This is a genomic window from Candidatus Ancaeobacter aquaticus, assembly GCA_030765405.1.
Classification (GTDB): Bacteria; Auribacterota; Ancaeobacteria; order Ancaeobacterales; family Ancaeobacteraceae; genus Ancaeobacter; species Ancaeobacter aquaticus.
Genome location: JAVCCP010000051.1, coordinates 11,520 through 29,842, shown reverse-complemented (window position 1 = coordinate 29,842; position 18,323 = coordinate 11,520). Strand labels below are relative to the sequence as shown.

14 protein-coding genes are annotated in these 18,323 nt (G+C 36.9%); 1 reads left to right on the top strand and 13 read right to left on the bottom strand.

The genetic code is table 11. The features are described 5' to 3' along the window. Positions 1-95: 95 nt before the first annotated feature. From P9M13_06545 to P9M13_06530, 4 genes are read right to left on the bottom strand one after another with little or no spacing between them, the layout of a single operon-like run. Positions 96-2,198, bottom strand: a complete 2,103-nt coding sequence (locus tag P9M13_06545) for a tetratricopeptide repeat protein (protein ID MDP8262942.1) — start codon at positions 2,196-2,198, stop codon at positions 96-98. A 32-nt stretch (positions 2,199-2,230) separates the two neighbouring features. Next, entirely contained in the window at positions 2,231-4,255 is a 2,025-nt protein-coding gene (gene ligA, locus P9M13_06540; GenBank protein MDP8262941.1) for an NAD-dependent DNA ligase LigA, read from the bottom strand. A gap of 8 nt (positions 4,256-4,263) precedes the next feature. Then, positions 4,264-4,857, bottom strand: a complete 594-nt coding sequence (locus P9M13_06535) for a hypothetical protein (protein ID MDP8262940.1) — start codon at positions 4,855-4,857, stop codon at positions 4,264-4,266. 53 nt (positions 4,858-4,910) lie between these two features. Continuing rightward, the gene (locus tag P9M13_06530) at positions 4,911-5,420 is read right to left on the bottom strand and encodes a gamma carbonic anhydrase family protein (protein ID MDP8262939.1); all 510 of its coding nucleotides are present in this window, start codon (positions 5,418-5,420) and stop codon (positions 4,911-4,913) included. A gap of 116 nt (positions 5,421-5,536) precedes the next feature. Here P9M13_06530 and P9M13_06525 point away from each other — a divergent pair, with 116 nt between their 5' ends. Then, positions 5,537-7,036 carry a sigma-54-dependent Fis family transcriptional regulator gene (locus tag P9M13_06525; GenBank protein MDP8262938.1) on the top strand — a complete coding sequence of 500 codons (1,500 nt, stop codon included), beginning with the start codon at positions 5,537-5,539 and terminating at the stop codon, positions 7,034-7,036. 69 nt (positions 7,037-7,105) lie between these two features. Here the strand turns inward: P9M13_06525 and glmS are convergent, their stop codons facing one another. The 9 genes from glmS to P9M13_06480 form a co-directional block, all read right to left on the bottom strand. Next, positions 7,106-8,950 carry a glutamine--fructose-6-phosphate transaminase (isomerizing) gene (gene glmS / locus P9M13_06520; protein MDP8262937.1) on the bottom strand — a complete coding sequence of 615 codons (1,845 nt, stop codon included), beginning with the start codon at positions 8,948-8,950 and terminating at the stop codon, positions 7,106-7,108. 63 nt (positions 8,951-9,013) lie between these two features. Beyond that, the gene (gene nagA / locus P9M13_06515) at positions 9,014-10,201 is read right to left on the bottom strand and encodes an N-acetylglucosamine-6-phosphate deacetylase (GenBank protein ID MDP8262936.1); all 1,188 of its coding nucleotides are present in this window, start codon (positions 10,199-10,201) and stop codon (positions 9,014-9,016) included. Positions 10,202-10,363: 162 nt separating this feature from the next. After that, positions 10,364-11,236, bottom strand: a complete 873-nt coding sequence (accD, locus tag P9M13_06510) for an acetyl-CoA carboxylase, carboxyltransferase subunit beta (GenBank protein ID MDP8262935.1) — start codon at positions 11,234-11,236, stop codon at positions 10,364-10,366. Positions 11,237-11,280: 44 nt separating this feature from the next. Continuing rightward, positions 11,281-12,717, bottom strand: a complete 1,437-nt coding sequence (gatB, locus tag P9M13_06505; GenBank protein MDP8262934.1) for an Asp-tRNA(Asn)/Glu-tRNA(Gln) amidotransferase subunit GatB — start codon at positions 12,715-12,717, stop codon at positions 11,281-11,283. 61 nt (positions 12,718-12,778) lie between these two features. Then, a complete protein-coding gene (gene gatA, locus P9M13_06500; GenBank protein ID MDP8262933.1) occupies positions 12,779-14,251 on the bottom strand; it encodes an Asp-tRNA(Asn)/Glu-tRNA(Gln) amidotransferase subunit GatA in 1,473 nt (490 codons plus the stop codon). Positions 14,252-14,287: 36 nt separating this feature from the next. Further along, positions 14,288-14,575: an Asp-tRNA(Asn)/Glu-tRNA(Gln) amidotransferase subunit GatC gene (gene gatC / locus P9M13_06495; GenBank protein MDP8262932.1), complete on the bottom strand. Its 288-nt coding sequence runs from the start codon at positions 14,573-14,575 to the stop codon at positions 14,288-14,290. A gap of 13 nt (positions 14,576-14,588) precedes the next feature. Next, positions 14,589-15,299 (bottom strand): diacylglycerol kinase, encoded by a 711-nt coding sequence (locus tag P9M13_06490; protein ID MDP8262931.1) that lies wholly within the window; start codon positions 15,297-15,299, stop codon positions 14,589-14,591. A gap of 34 nt (positions 15,300-15,333) precedes the next feature. Then, complete coding sequence (ybeY, locus tag P9M13_06485; GenBank protein ID MDP8262930.1) at positions 15,334-15,816, bottom strand: rRNA maturation RNase YbeY; 483 nt, start codon at positions 15,814-15,816, stop codon at positions 15,334-15,336. Then, positions 15,817-18,111: an HDIG domain-containing protein gene (locus P9M13_06480; protein MDP8262929.1), complete on the bottom strand. Its 2,295-nt coding sequence runs from the start codon at positions 18,109-18,111 to the stop codon at positions 15,817-15,819. Positions 18,112-18,323 lie beyond the last annotated feature (212 nt).

Sequence of the window (18,323 nt, the reverse complement as noted above, 5' to 3'; positions counted from 1 at the left end):
AAACCCTCCTTTTGGTTTTGTTGGTACGAAATCACAAATGCCACAGTATTACAAATAACCGATAAAGTCAATAACTATCTACACTTTCATCGATTTTACTCGTTAAATTTCTTTTTACTTTTTATCGCACGAATCCTTCGTCGTGCATATGGTCGCCATTTCATATCTTTTGTTGCCTGCTCAAAATGATATATTGCAAGATCATATTCCTTTAAACTCTCTAATATTTCTCCGTAAGTGCAATGGCTAATAGCTGAATCCGGATCAAGTTCAACTGCACGTGCAATAGTTTCTCTCGCTTTCGTATAATTGTTGTTTTCAAGATACACGTTTGCAAGATTATTATAGAAGATCGGGTCATTAGGATCTATTTTAATAGCTTTTTGAATATTGTCTAACGCTTTTCTATACTCGCCTTTAGAATTAAACAATATACCAATATTGCTGTATCCTTTTGCATAATTAGTATCAAGCTCTATAGTTTTTTCGTACTGTTTCATTGCTTTATCTATTTTACCTGTACGAGCATATATATCACCCATTCGGCTGTAACTATCGAGATAGTCTTTATTATATTTAATAGCTTTTTTATAATTGGTAAGCGCTTTAGCGCTATTGTTTTTTACCTTATCATATATAAGAGCTAAGTTGTAATACGCATCCGGATTATCAGGAGTTAGCTCTATAGATTTTTCCAGCTGTTCTATTGCATCATCTACTCTTCCTTTTTGATTAAGTATCACTCCCATGTAGATACGCGCATTTGTCTCGTTTTCTTGTTTTTCTGCCGCAATTTTAAATTCTGAAAGAGCCTTATCAATATTCCCTTCAGTATATAACTGGACAGCTCGCGTATAATGTTCAGACGTGTCATCGTCCGGCGTTGATAATGCTTCAACCATAATCTCCTGTGTTCTTTGTTTATGGATAAGTTTGTCCTGATCGATCTTTCCAAGAATCTTTTTTACCTCGTAAGTAGTCTCATCATTGGGCCTTAATTGAATATATTGCTGAAAATATTTTTTTGCTTCATCATAATCGCGGATTTTTTTCCAGTAGGTCATACCAATATTATAAATAGCTTCAGGGTCATTTTCTTTTATTGCAAGAGCATTATTAAAGCTGTCTAATGCCTTCTCATATTCACCCTTTTCGGCAAACACTATACCCAAATTATTCATCACCTTAACATATTTTGGATTTACTTCTAATGCCCTTTTAAATTCAAATATCGCTTCATCATAATTTCCCTGCTTCGCATATATGAACCCTAAATTATTGTTTGCTTCAACATGTTTTGGGCTTAACGTTAACACTGTACGAAATTCCTTAATAGCTTCATCTTGAACACCCATCTTGTCGTATATAACGCCAAGCTTGTAATGTATCTCTGCATCGTTTGGATTTGACATAAGAGCCATTTGAAATTCGTCAATAGCTTCTTCAAACTTGCCTTGTCCTCCGAGAATGTTGCCAAGAAAAAAGTGCACTTCTGCATACTTTGGGTTTATCTCTAAAGCTATTTTAAACTCTTTTATCGCTTCATCATATTTTCCTTGGCCGCCATAAATGTTTCCCAGGAAAAAATGTGCCTGCTCATAATTTGGCCTTAATCTCAAGGCTTCTTTAAACTCATGTTCTGCTTCGGGCACCATATCTTTAAAATAATAATACACGATACCTAAACTATAATGCGCTTCTGCATAATTAGGGGCAATTTCTATAGTTTTCCTGTAAAGATCAATGGCGTCATCATGTTGTCCTGCTTTCGCATAAATATAGCCCAGGTTATAATACGCATCAACTAACGTGTGATCAATCTCTAGCGCCTGCTTAATAAGCTCTACTGCTTTTTTTGGGTCATTTTTTACATAGAAATAAATCAACCCAAGTTGAAGATAAGCATTTGCATTATAAGGATCTTCTCTTATCGACCGTTCAAATTCGTGCATTGCTTCTTCATACTTACCCTTTAATGCTAATTCCTCTCCTATTTTGACACGTGACATTTTACCAGTTTCAGTAACTGAACTTTCTTCCTCAATGTTAACATCCAGCGCTGATTCCGCCCCATAATTCCCGGAGACTTCCTCTGAATAGGATGTTGCCACGATACAAAATAGACAAAAGAATGTAGACAATAGGCCACAAACCACAGGACAGCAAAATAAAAACATTTGTTTTCTAGAAAATTCCACTCTTTTTCTCCTCTTTTGATAAAGCATATAACTCATTGCTCAATGATAGCAACAAATTCTTTTTCCGTAAGTATCTTAATTCCCAGTTTTTTTGCTTTTTCATACTTTGATCCCGGAGATTCACCCGCAACCAGGTAGTCAGTGTTTTTGCTCACCGATGAACTTGCACGTGCACCCAAACGTTCTACAATATTTTTTACATCATCACGTGAGAGATCTTTTAGTGTTCCGGTAAACACAAATATTTTTCCTTCAAATGGCCTGTTTTTTATCTCTTCTTCAATATGCCACTCAATACCAGCTTTTTTAAGATTATCTAATATTTCTTTATTCTCATCATTATTAAAAAACGCGACAATGCTTGATGCTATTTCCGGACCGATCTCTTTTACAGTCACGAGATCATCAAACGGCACAATGGATAGAGCATCTAATGATCTATATTTCTGAACAACCAACTTTGCACTTTGCTCTCCTACGTTACGTATCCCTAGGGCAAAGACAAATTTAGCTAATGTAGGCCCCTTACTATCCTTAATTGCACGGATAATGTTGCCGGCTGACAGATCTCCCATTCGTTCCATATCTCGCAGTTGTTCCTTTGTGAGTTTGTATAAATCACTTATATTCCTAATCATTTTTTTATCCACCAGCTGTTCTATAAGCTTGTCTCCCAAACCATCAATATCCATAGCTTTCCTGGAAGCAAAATGTTTTATCGATTCTTTTAACTGGGCACTGCAAGACAGCCCTGCACACCGATACACACTCATATTCTCATCTTTACGCACGTCTGCTCCACACACCGGGCATTTTTTTGGCATTGTAAATAATTTTTCTCTACCGGTACGTTTTGTTAGAACGACTTTAACAACCTCCGGGATAACATCCCCTGCACGTTCTATTATAACAGTGTCTCCAATACGCACATTTTTTTTTATGATCTCGTCTTGATTATGCAGCGTGGCCCGTTCAACAACAACTCCGCTAATCTCGACCGGATTCATTATTGCAACAGGAGTAAGCGCTCCTGTCCTGCCAACCTGCACTATAATATCGTTTATCACCGTAGTTGCCTGACGAGCTTTAAACTTATACGCTACCGCCCACCGAGGACTCCTCGCAATAGTGCCAAGTGTGTCTTGCAATGCATAAGAGTTTACTTTAATCACTATTCCATCTATATCATAGTCTAGTGTGTCTCTTTTTTTATACAACTCGCTATGATACGTCATAGCCTGACGAATATCGCTTACAACCGTGACAAGTGGATTGACCTTGAGCCCCCATTGAGGAAACAACTCAAGTAATTGATTCTGCGATGATACATTGATCCCCTGCATGCTCCCTATTGCATAAAAAAATATATCTAGCGGACGTGTTGCGGTAACCCTAGGATCAAGCTGTCTCACAGAACCTGCCGCAGCATTGCGAGGATTTGCAAAAAGCTGCTCACCTTTATTGAGACGAGTTTCATTCAGCATCCTAAAGTCATGCAATTTCATTATTACCTCTCCACGTACAGATACATAATCAGGAATTTTAAGATCGCCGCTTATTAAAGAAAGTGGAATCGAACGAATAGTTTTTAAATTAGCGGTGATCTGCTCTCCGATAAATCCATCCCCCCTTGTTGCCCCTATACTGAAAATACCTTTTTCATATACTAATTCAACCGCAAGGCCATCAAGCTTTGGTTCAACAACATATTCAATTTTCTCAACACCAAGCGTTTTTTTTGTGCGCTCATCAAATTTGAGGACATCTTCTTCTGTATAAGTGTTGGAAAGTGAAAGCATAGGAACGGGATGTTTAAACGAGTCAAATGACGAAAGCGGTACGGCACCAACACGCTGTGAGGGAGAATCAGAAGTAATTAAATCAGGATGGGCTTCTTCTAAGTGAACAAGTTTATTGTAAAGATTATCATACTCACCATCAGTAATTTCCGGATCATCAAGAACATAATACCGCCAATTATGGTAGGCTATCTTACTTCTTAAATCATTTATTGATCGTATGGCTTTATCTTTGTCCCCGTTATCTTTTATTATCATGATATACGTTAATCGCGATCAGTTTTTGAGCTGCAGGATTGTGATTGTTTTAATTCGTTCAACATGCTCATAATTGATTCTGACGCATTCTTTATCTGGTCAGTATTTTCACCACTACGAGCTGCATTCTTAACTGTACTCGCTTCATCAATTATTTTATTGATAATTTCACTGTTTCTTTTTTTCTCACATTGATACTTTTCAACCAGCACATTAATATCACTGGCAAGCTCTTTAAAATAATCATTTTCCCTTAATCTAATTTTTGTATCATCTTTTCCGGAGATAATAGCACGCATACTCCGCTTAAAATTCACCATTGGGCCCGCAAATTTGTTTTTTTCCAAGAGAACGCCCATTGAATAGCAAAGAAGTCCCCACCCAACAAGAACGATCATTTTTGCAACCTGACTTGTATGCAAAAACACAAAAGACTGCGTCATGGTACCGACACCAAAGAATTCAGAAAACGAAATAAAGAATTCTGCACCTAAAAAGAACACTATCGCAAAAAGAGACATTATTGTATATAGCGCAAATAATCCTTGTATCCTCTTTGATACAAATATCTTTCTTTTAATATTTTTTTTAGCATTCGTCATATACAATCTCCTTTTTTTATCGTTAGAGATATTTTAGAGGTTGCTGCTACCTGTTACATGTACTCATTTTTCAGTGCCACATATTCAGCTGCCAACTGAGAGTTTTTTTGCACATCTCGTTCATTAATTTCTCGAACAAAACGCGCCGGCTGCCCCATCACAAGAGTCTTTTCCTTAACACGCATCCCCTCAGGGACAATGCTTCCAGCTGCAATTATTGCACCTTCACCAATAATCGCTCCACTCAATATAATCGATCCTATTCCAATAACTGCATTATCCTTTATTGTGCACCCATGAAGATTTACTCCATGACCGATCGTCACCTCTCGACCAATAATGCATGGCTCATTATGTCCCACGTGAACAATACAGCTGTCCTGAATATTTGTTTTTTCTCCAATGATGATTTTATTAACATCGGCCCTTAAAACGCTGTTATACCATATACTTACGTCTTTGGCGATTTTGACGTCCCCGACAATTACCACACCATGAGCTATAAAACATGTACTATGTATCGATGGTGCTCTATTGTTATAATTATGTATATGATAATTCATGTGTTTAGATAGTATGTAAATGCACGTATATTATTGACATATGAGCAAATAACAGTATACAATACCGCCTAAGAAAATGGAATAATTAATTCAAATCAATGCCAAATGAGGGCTACATGGAAAACAATAATTATGACAGTCTCAGTCGTGAAAATTTATATACCTTGCTCCAAGTCGGATCAATAATAAATTCATCGCTAAAACTTGAGAATGTTTTAGAATCTGTGATGAATGTTGCAAACAAACTTTTAAATGCTGAGGCAAGCTCAATTCTCCTCATTGATGAATATAACAATAGACTATATTTTAATACAGCGACTGGTTTAAAATCTGAAGAAATAAAACATTTCACATTAAAGATTGGTGAAGGTATTGCCGGATGGGTTGCAAAAGAAGGTAAAATAGCCAATGTCCCCGACGTTACTAAAGATGATCGTTTTAAAAAAAATATTAGCGAAAAAATAAATTTTCCTACAAGAAATATACTATGCGTACCATTAACTCTCCATGATCGTGTTATTGGGTCGGTTGAAGTTATCAATAAAGTTGATGGTCATTCTTTTTCAGATGAAGATATGCAAATACTTGGAACAGTTGCAAATCAATCAGCGATTGCTATCGATAATGCTAAAATGCATGAGGACCTCAATCAAGAGAACAAAAATTTAAAACAAATTTTATCTCTCAAACACGATATTATTGGCAATTCCCCACCGATAAAAAAGATTTTTGAAATCATTGAGAAGGTCAGAAACAACCAATCTACGTTACTTATTCGCGGAGAAAGCGGCGTTGGAAAGGAACTTGTAGCAAAAACAATTCATAATAATAGCCCCCGTGCCGGGCAACATTTCATTATTGTAAACTGTTCTGTCCTGACTGAAACACTGCTTGAAAGCGAACTTTTTGGGCATGAAAAAGGCTCTTTCACCGGTGCAAGCGCGCGTAAAATCGGAAGGTTTGAAATCGCAAACAAAGGCACAATATTTCTTGATGAAATTGGTTCTCTTTCACAGAGCACGCAAATAAAACTTTTACGAGTATTACAGGAACGTGAATTTGAACGCGTCGGCGGCACAGAAACAATAAAAGTGGATGTTCGCATTATGTCCGCAACAAATGAAAATCTTGAAAAAGCTATCCTAGATGGACGTTTTCGTGAAGATCTTTATTATCGCCTGAAAGTAATTGAAATTTATGTTCCATCACTCCGTGAACGCAGAGACGATATCCCCCCACTGGCAGAATTCTTTCTTGACCTCAATAGTAGAGAGATTGGCCGTAAAGTAAGAAAAATAGATCCAAAAGCATTAACTATAATGCAGAATTATGATTGGCCGGGAAATGTAAGAGAATTAAAAAATATTATTGAACGAGCAGTCGTTCTTGGATCAGGTGATGTCCTTGTTCCAGATCATCTTCCATCAGAAATATATCAGCCAAAAACTACCATTCAAACGAGTCTGACATCACTCGATGACATTGAGAAACAACACATTTTAAATATATTAAATGAACTCAAATGGAATAAATCAAAAACAGCCAAAATATTAAAGATTTCACGCAATAGGCTTGACAGAAAAATTAAAATGTTCGAGATTACAGAACTATCTTAAAAAGTTTTAAGCTATAAGAAATAGTCAAAAAAATATTAATTCGGTACATACTATTTTAGTTTTTATTACTTACTCTACGGTAACACTTTTTGCCAGATTCCTTGGTTTGTCGATATCACATCCCTTGAATTCAGCGATATAAAAAGCTAATAATTGTAACGGGATAATATTTATTAGCGGGGATATTTCTTCCATTGTTTCAGGAACATAGATCACTGTTTCAGCTATACTCTTAATTCCTTTGTCTCCTTCTGTTGCAAGAGCTATGATTCTTCCTTTCCGTGCTTCAACTTCTTTTATATTAGAAATCATTTTATCATAAGTACTTCCCTTAGTAGTCAGACATATAACAGGAAATGATTTATCAATGAGCGCAATTGGCCCATGCTTCATCTCTCCTGCCGCATAACCTTCCGCATGCATATATGATATCTCTTTATTTTTCAATGCTCCTTCAAGGGCATTCGGATAATTAAATCCGCGCCCAAGATAAAATGAGCTTTGTGCTTTGTGATATTTTTTAGCTACATTTATTATATAAGACTCGTTACGGAATATTTCTTCCATTTTGTCCGGTACGAGCTGTAATTCTTTAATAAGCTTACGTGCTTTACCCTGACTCATTTCATTTTTTAACCTTGCAAGATAAATCGTAAATAAATACAGTGAAAGAAGCTGTGCTGTATACGCTTTTGTTGATGCTACAGATATCTCAGGCCCGGCATTTATGTATATAACTCCATCACTTTCTCTGGTCAGAGTGCTGCCCACAACGTTACATATTGCCAAGACACGACATCCTTTTTCTTTTGCTTCACGAATACTTGCCAACGTATCTGCCGTTTCCCCTGATTGTGATACCGCAACAATGAGGGTGTTTTTATTAAGCAGTTTAGGTTTCCTGTAACGAAACTCACTAGCAAGATCCGTTTCAACCGGAAGCGATGTGAAATGTTCAAGAAGGTATTTCCCGGTGTATCCGGCATAATACGCAGTACCACACGAAACAATATATACCTTATTTATATTTTTGAGAACACTATCAGGGATCCCCAGATCATCGAATCTGACCCCCATTTTTAATTTTGGGACCCTAATACTTATATTCTGCCTGATAATCGTTGGTTGTTCATGGATTTCTTTAAGCATATACTTTTCATAGCCACCTTTGTCTATAGAATTTTTATCCCAGGTAACATTTTTTATAACAGGTTCTATACGCCTGCCTTTAAAATCCGTAATTTTATAATTATTTGATGTTAAAACGATAATCTCACCGTCATTAAGATAAATTATTTTACGCGTATGATCCATAATTGCGTATACGTCACTTGATATATAATGCTCGTCTTTTCCTACCCCTATAATGAGCGGACTTCCCTGCCTTACCGCTATAAGTTTATGTGGTTCGTCTAAACTGAATATACCTAACGCGAAAGAGCCCTGTAATTGCGTTGTTACTTTGCGTAATGCTAATTCGATTGTTTTTGATCCTTTTTTTAATTCCTCTTCTATAAGATGAGGAATTACTTCTGTATCAGTTTCAGTTTTAAAGAAATGTCCTTTTGAAATCAGTTCGTCTTTGAGATCTTTAAAGTTTTCAATAATACCATTATGAACAACCTTTATTGTATTTGAGGAATCGCTATGAGGATGACAGTTCAACTGTGAGGGAATGCCATGTGTTGCCCAGCGCGTATGCCCTATTCCTATTGTGCCCGCTATTGGCCTCTTTTTTACCGAGGCACATAAATGAGCTAATACACCAACTTCTTTTCTCGTTTCAATTTTACCCTTACTATTAATAACTGAAACACCCGCTGAATCATAGCCGCGATATTCCAAATTTTTTAATCCCTCTAAAATTATGGGAACAGCATTTTTCTTTCCCACATATCCTATAATTCCGCACATAGTACTACTCCTTTGCCATTAGTAACTACCTTGTATAATTTTAATAGGATTACACATTACGGTTTATTTTTTATATACAGTACGCCCTTCTACCATTGTTAGCTGCACATTGAATTTTTTATCAACAACAACTATATCTGCATCCTTACCGACTGCAAGTGACCCTTTTTTCTTTTCTATTCCGAGTGCTTTTGCAGGATTTATTGTTATCAATTTTACACTATTTGAGACATCTTTCCCAGTAAAATTAATAATGTTTCTTAGAGCATTATCCATTGTCAACGAGCTACCCGCTAATGTTCCATTTTTATGCGCGTACCGGTCTTTTAGTTTATATGTCTTTTTTCCTCCGAACATAAAGGATGTACATTTATCTGAAATACCCTGCAAACTATCTGTAACACCTATAACCTTATCTATCTCCTTAACACCCATAACAAGCTTTATAAAAGCAGGGTGCAAGTGAACACCATCCGGAATTATTTCTACATATGCATCTTTATCTAATAAAAATGCACCTACAGCACCTGGATATCTATGGTGGATGGTTGTCATTGCATTCCCCAGGTGTGTGGCATAACACACTCCATTTTTTATCGCTTTACGTGCATCTTCATACGTTACCGATGAATGACCGCATCCTGGCACTATATGATTCTTCCTTAAATAGCGTATCAATATATCTGCCCCGTTTACTTCAGGGGCTAATGTTACTATCTTAATAAGTCCCTGAGAACATTCTACGTATTTTTGCATCGACACAAGATGGGGTTTCTTTATATCCCGCACATTTTGAGCGCCTGCTTTCATCTTGTTAATAAATGGGCCCTCCAGATGTATCCCCAGTATTCGCGCACCATCATTAGTTTTTTGTTTAGAAGCTACAGCTACCTTCTTAATGTTTTCTATGAGTACAGCCTCTCTCATCGTACAAAAAGTATAGAGAAAACCGGTAACACCATGCTTTGCCATGTGTTTACCCATTAAAATAGCGTTTTCATAACCGCCTAAAGACACATCGTATTCACCAATACCATGTACATGCGTATCAATAAATCCGGGCAGGATCATTTTCCCTGAACAGTTATACCACTTAGACTCTGAAATCGTTTTTTGAGAAGGTTTGCGAGAAGAAATCGATACAATTCTATTATTTGTAGTTACAATAAAACTGTTTTTGCATAGTCCTTTTTCTGTAAGCACATCACCGTACAACACTACATTTGCGGCGTTTTTGATAAAGCACCTCATTATAAAGCCGTTATTCGTGAATCGTATCTCGTGAATCGTCTTTAACTTTTTGTATCTTTTGTTTTTTTAGTCTTTGTCTCCCAAGAAATTTACTCATGTTTTCCCTGGTTTTAGTCCCTGAATGGGACCTTTTGGATTTTGTATTTAGAATTTGTTTAGAATTTAGATATTAGTATTTAGTTTATTCTGGTAACTCCCATTATTTTTATTAAAAAATAAAAGGAGAGACTCTAATTGCGATTTTAGCTCTTTTCTATGTATAATCATGTCAAGAAAACCTTTTTCAAGCATGAATTCACTTGTTTGAAAACCTGCGGGTAAATCCTGATTTATGGTCTGTTTAATTACACGCGGCCCTGCAAAACCCATCAAAGCACCGGGTTCGGCTATCATAACATCTCCTAGCGACGCAAAACTTGCCATGATTCCTGCCATTGTTGGATTTGTCATAACTGATACATAGAGTAATCCCTTCTCAGATAGTTTTGATAACGCACCGCTCGTTTTCGCCATTTGCATTAATGATAAACATCCCTCATACATACGTGCACCCCCACCGGAACCGGAAACCATAATAACAGGAAGATTTTTTTCTATTCCGCGTTCAATAAGACGCGTAATTTTTTCTCCAACGACTGACCCCATACTTCCCATAATAAAACGTGAGTCAGTAACACCAAACATGGTGTCAACGCCATTTATCTTTCCCTGTCCGGTAATAACTGCTTCTTTCAAACCGGTCCGTTGCTTATCTTCTTTAATTTTTTCAATATACGACTTAACCCCGGTAAATTCGAGGGGATCACACGAGTCAATATTTGTATCAATTTCATGAAAGGTTCCTTCATCAATCAATAGCGAAATACGTTCCGTAGCAGTCATTGTAAAATGGTAATCACATTTTGGACATGTTTTACATGCCTGTACAATTTCTTTTGTATATATCATTTCATGACATCCGGTACATTTTGTAAAAACACCGTCCGGGATATTTCTTTTTGCAACTTTCAGCTTTGATTTTCCAAAAAGCGCCATACACCACCTCTCGTTCCATTATATACTTATAAACACTCTAGCTATTATTCACTTTTTTCAATTTCTTCTACCAGCATTTTATTCACAAGCTGCGGATTTGCCTTACCTTTTGTCGCCTTCATCACCTGCCCGACCAAAAATCCGATCGCCTGTTTCTTCCCTTTTCTATAATCTTCGGCACTCGCTTTATTATGAGCTATCACATCTTTTGCGATATCCCTTATTGCAGACTCATCAGTGATTTGCATAAGACCTTTTTCTTTAACAATTATTTTCGCTTGTTTGCCTGTTTTAAACATATCTACAAAAACATCTTTTGCTATTTTACCGCTTATTGTCTTATTTTCTATAAGTTTCAGCATATCTACAAGCATTGACGTGCTTACCGGAGACATGTTAATTGCTATATTGTTCTCGTTAAGATCTCTTAAAAGATCCCCCATTATCCAATTGGCAACCATGGTAAAATCAGAAAATTGAGATGTACATTGCTCAAAATAATCAGCAATCGCTTTTTCACTTGTCATAACTCCTGCAGTATAATCATTAAGCCCGTATTTCTGTATAAATCTCTCTTTTCTTTCAGCAGGCATTTCAGGAATTGTTGCTCTTATTGACTCAATATACTCGTCACTAAACTGCATTGGCACTAAATCAGGTTCAGGAAAATACCTATAGTCATGCGCCTCTTCCTTCGATCTCATAGAAAATGTTTTTTGTGTCGTTACATCCCACAACCGCGTTTCCTGTATAATCCTCTCATTGCGAGAAACACATTCTTTTAAGCGATCAATTTCAAAGGTAAGCGCTTTTCTCACATTGCTAAACGAATTCATGTTCTTCACTTCTGCTTTTGTGCCAAGCTTGGTTTCTCCTACAGGGCGTATAGATACATTCGCATCGCATCGCAGGCTACCCTCTTCCATATTGCAATCCGACACTTCAAGATATGTAATAATCTGTTTGACGGCTTTGAGGTATTCAAAAGCTTCTTCCGGTGTATGCATATCCGGTTCACTGACTATTTCCATAAGCGGAATACCTGTCCGATTAAAATCAACACCACTTTTCCCTAATACGTCCATATGCGTTAATTTTCCGGCGTCTTCTTCTAAATGTACGCGGGTAACACCTATTGACTTCCCTACGCCATCAAGTTCAACATCAATACTCCCCCCTAAACAAAGAGGTTTATCAAACTGTGAAACCTGATAATTCTTTGGTAAATCCGGATAATAGTAATTTTTTCTATCGAACTTACTGAAATGTGAAATGGTTGACCCAAGCATAAGTCCTGTTTTAATTGTTGCAATCACAGCTTTTTTGTTCACAACAGGCAAAACACCCGGCAAACCCAAACACACAGGGCATACTTGCGTATTTGGCTGTGCGCCAAAAACAGTTGGGCAGCCACAAAACATCTTCGACTTAGTTTTTAATTGGACGTGTACTTCAAGTCCAATTACCGCTTCGTATTCCATATATTCTCACCGTTTTTTTTGCTTTCGCGCTCAGCGCAAACCGAGAACCGCTAAACGTTCTTTACTTAACAATATCAGGTATTTTACAATGATAATCAGTATTTAATTCAAACGCAGATCCTACCCTTAACAATGTTTCTTCATCTAAATATTTTCCAAGCAATTGAAGGCCAACCGGAAGATTATCAACAAAACCGCACGGAACACTCAGAGCCGGTATCCCTGCCAAATTTGCAGATATTGTACAAATATCTGAAAGATACATCTCTAACGGATCTGATGATTTTTCCCCTATTTTAAATGCACAAGTTGGTGATGTCGGAGTTATGATGCAATCACACTTTTTAAAGGCGTCTTCAAAATCCTTAATCATAAGAGTTCTTACACGCTGGGCTTTTAAGTAGTACGCGTCATAATACCCTGAGCTTAACACATACGTTCCAAGCATAATCCTTCTTTTAACTTCTGCGCCAAAACCTTTTGACCGAGAATGTTTATACATACCGATTAGAGCATCCTTTGAATCTTCCGCAGACCTGTACCCATACTGCACACCGTCATATCGTGCTAAGTTTGAGCTTGCCTCAGCTGTTGCAATGATATAATAAGTCGCAATTGCATATTCTGTATGAGGTAAAGATATATCGACCAGTTCAACACCGAGTGATTGCAAAACATTTATTGCCTCATGTATTTTTGCACTGACTCCTTTATCAAGTCCTGATTGGAAATATTCTTTAGGAACACCTACCTTTAAGCCCTTAACACTTTTTTCTAACGATTCAAGATAATTTGGCACATCTTGTTTTATGGATGTTGAATCACTCGCATCATAGCCGGATATCACATTAAGCATAAGAGCGCAATCTTTCATATTATGTGCAAAAGGACCTATCTGGTCAAGCGAAGAGGCAAATGCAACAAGTCCATACCGTGACACTCTTCCATACGTTGGTTTCATTCCAATAACACCGCACAGTGAAGCAGGTTGGCGTATTGACCCCCCAGTATCAGAGCCTAAAGCAAGTGCAGCTTCACGTGCAGCAATAATTGCCGCTGACCCACCGCTTGAACCACCTGGCACTCGTTCAAGATCCCATGGATTATGCGTCGGGTTATAACAAGAATTCTCAGTTGAAGAACCCATTGCAAATTCATCAAGATTTGCTTTCCCAATAACAATACCATCTTGAGCTCCGATTTTTTTAATAACCGTAGCATCATATGGAGATCGATACCCTTCAAGAATTTTTGATGCACACGTAACTTCTTCACCTTTAATAACCATGTTATCTTTAATTGCTATTGGCACACCTGCAAGCAAACCTACCGGTAGGCCTTGTGCAACCTTTTCATCTACCTTTTTAGCCGCACCATAAGCAGATTCTGATAATAAGCGGACATACCCACCTACCTTTGAATCACATTTCTCAATTTGACGGAAATATAGGTCAAGAATTTCTTGCGCAGTGATTTCTTTACGTGAAACCATATCTCTTATTTCATGTGCTGAAAGTTTCGCTATATCAATCATAGTAAAAACACCTTGTTATATCTTATAATTACCGCGTTACTCTATTATCTTCGGAACCATAAACAGTTTTTCATGCTCTTCGGGAGCATTATCAAATATTATATCGTCAGGCACATTTTCATGACACACATCATCTCTGTCAACATTTCTGACAGGTGCGATATGTGCAGTTGGCTCGACACCCTCTAAATCAAGTTTATTCAATGTATCAACATACTCTAAGATTGACCCCAGTTGTTTTGTGAAAAGCTCTATTTCCTCTTCACTCAATTCTAAACGCGCTAACTCCGCTACATATAATACATCATCTTTTGTGATGGCCATGCCAAATCCTTTTTTATTGTGTTACCGTAGTATATACTTGAAAAACAAGTAATGTTGCAATTATACCTAATCCTGCACCTACAAGCACCTCATAAAATGTATGCACTTTTTGAAAAAACCTACCAAATGCAACTATTGAAGCTAATATAAACACTAGTATTACTATAAGCGGCGATCCTGACACAAGTGATGCTATTGTCCATATTGAAAAAGCTATTGCAGAATGTCCGCTTGGCATTCCACCATGTAACGGCGTTCCCCTGTGAAGAAATAATTTCGCAAGTATTGTTAGCGTAATAACAAGAATGAGCGCAATAAATGACAGATGCCATGGAGATGTTTTTATTTTATGAATACCAATCTGAATAGGCTCAACAAAGTGTGGAGACAAAACAAGATATGCCACCACTACTGCAAACAGAGCCGCAATAAATACCGCTCCCGCAGCGACATCTTTTGCAACGCGAGCAAGAGGATGATACGCGTCACCGATAAGATCTATTGTAAGCTCTATTGCTGTATTTATCATTTCAGCAAACAGAACTAATCCAATTGCACAACACAAAAATAGATACTCCCGGCTATCTAACCCCATAAATATGCTTACAATAAGAACTACAAACCCGGCAATAAAATGGAATCTCATGTTCTTTTGTGTTTTAAGAACATAGATAATCCCTTCTATTGCATTATTAAATCCTTCAAAAAATAAATGTATTTTCATTATAGGCACCAGTTTACTACAAGTATACACGCTTTTATTTTTCAATCAATAATCGTGCTATCTTATCAAAAACATCTTCACCATGTAATTCTTTAATTAATTTTATCAATTCTGCTTCTCTTTTTTTCATGCGAGACGCTTTTACCTTTGATGTATCATCATAACCTGTAAGATGCAAAATACCATGAATTATATAAAGACATACTTCTTCAGAAAACTCTTTTCTGTAGCGTTTTGACTGGTGTAATGCTCGTTCAACAGAAACAATAACATCCCCGAGAACCACATCACCAACAACATTATCATATTCAAACGAAATTACATCAGTTACGGTAGTACGGCGAAGATATCTCTTGTTTACTTTTTTAATATACTGGTCATCCACAAGAAGCAGTGTCAGCTCTTTATCCTTAATCTTTTCTTTGTCCAAAACAAATGAAATGACTTTTTGCAGTAAAACCGAATTCATACGTGCAAATCTTTGAATGTTTTTTATTATAATATTTTTTCTTACCATTTAACACTCACTCTGTATTATTTTAAAATCTATTTCTTTATCCGATTTTTTGTCATCATGCTTTTCACTGTTTTCTTCTTTCGGATATTTAATGCGTGAATGATATATTGCAACAAGAACTCGCAGAAATGTTTCAGCTATGGTGTTAATTTCCTTGAGTGTCAGATCGCATTCATCAAGCTGTTCATCATTTATTTTATTATTAATAATCTCTTTTATAAGATTTTCTAATCTCGAAGGAGTCGGTTTATCTATTGAACGTGAGGCTGCTTCAATAGCATCAGCAAAAAGAACAATCCCGGATTCCTTTGAATGCGGCTTAGGGCCTTTATAGCGATAACTCTCTTCTTCAACAATATCTCCTTCCGTTGCGATACTTTCAGCTTTTTTATAAAAATAATATACGAGACTTGTCCCGTGGTGCTCCTGTAAAATATCAGTAATAACTTTTGGCAACTTATATTTACGAGCGAGATCCGCACCGTCTTTAACATGAGACAATATAATTAAGCTGCTCATACTCGGGTTTAATCCCTGATGAAAACTTTTCCCGTAAGCCTCATTTTCGGAATAATATTCAGGTTTAAGCAGTTTTCCAATATCATGAAAATAAGCACCCACTTTCGCTAAAAGTGGATTTGCACCAATTGCAGCTGATGCGGCTTCTGCAAGATTTCCAACCATCAAGCAATGGTGATATGTGCCGGGCGCTTTCAGAACCATTTCTTTTAAGAGCGGATGATTGAGATCAAGGTACTCTAAAAGCTTTAGATCTGTCGGAATATTAAAGATGTACTCTAAAAGAGGTATAAAAAATGCGGCAAGTATAGCACACACTAAACCAGCTATAACTCCGGATATTGCCTGATTGATAAACACATGCAGTGAAAAATTACCGATAAGTTGAAACGCGCAGATAAGCATTACATTAGTCAATGCGACAACCAGACCGATACGCATGACCTGCCAACGATGTTTCGTTGTACGGCTAATAAAAATAGCAGCAACACCCCCTGCAAGACTTAACAGCGCGAAATCAAGCCTCTGGGCATTCATAAGAGCAAGAAAGACTGAAAGCACAACAGTAAGAATAAGAGAAACCCGTTGATTAATAAGCAATGCAAACAGTATTGATGCACAAGGCACCACAATAATATACTTTAACAGTGGTAATTCAATCTGCTCATTGATGTAGAGAACAAACTTTGACACAACTAATGTAGCAAGAAAGATAATTACTATAAGAAATAATTTTGCATTATCCTGAAACAATCTCCCTTCATACACACGCATATACTCAGTGAAGAAAATCACGAGCAGAATAGTAATAAGGACAATGCCGATACGATATAGCCATTTACCCTTTTTCGACTCAGCAAGCATTTCTGTTTCAGCAAGAGCTTTTAATTCAGCGATATGTCTCTTTTTTATCTCCTCTCCTTTACGGATAATAATCTGCCCTTTTTTCACATAATCATACTGCTTTTTTACATTATCTTTCGCTGATTCCTGCAACTCTTCAGTTTTTCCTTTATCAAAAACTAAATTAACATCAACATAATTCCCTAGATAATTAACAATACTCCTTATAAAACGTGAATTGGAAAACTGCTTCTTTGCTTGCCATAAGAGATAGTTATCAATATCTTCCATACTTATAACTGATGAAACCGGTGTCAGGCGCAAGTGCCCTGTTTCTGAGTCAAGGATATTTATTCTATCTCCCACATCCTGATACATCTTTACTTTATCTGTTTTACTTAAAATCCCCTGTTTCATAAGCGAGCCGTAGAGCGAAACACATTTGTCTGAAATAGAAGTGATATCATCGGTAATCAAGAGGACAGCAAGGTCTTCATCAGAAATATTTATTCCTGATATGCTTTTTGCTTGTTCAAGCTTATCATCAAACGACAGATCTATATTTGCCGCTATAGGCGCTATATCAGAAAAGAATTTCTTTATTTTTTCATTTGCCACTTTGATTTCTTCGTCATTAATACTGTATACGGGTATAACGTTTTCCGAAGCTTTGAGACGCAAAGCTTCTGTCATATCTTCATCGGTAAAACGAAAATCTGTCGTAGCATATATATCGGTAGGACTCATTTGCCCTAACGACAAATTAATAACAGGTGAAACACTCTTCTGGATAAAAATCATATAAACAGCAACAATTGTCAAAACAGCAAGCATAATCTTTACTGCATTCCCGCTTTGCAAAAAAGTATGTCGCGAATACGATTTTGACCGTGTTCTTATCTCTGTTTTTTTTCCATTCTTATTTTTAACCATATTGCAAATGCTTCCTCACCTACGTTTGACAACAGAAAAAACTTCTCTTTTTCATGTGTATTATATAAAACACATACCACAAGTATACACCACATTACGAGACAAATACTTGCGGTAATTATTAATGAACACTGGGGGTTGAGAGCTGATAATATCCCTAATTTGGCTGAGCCGATTTTGGAGAGAAACAAGGAACGAAGAGTGTCGCGTAT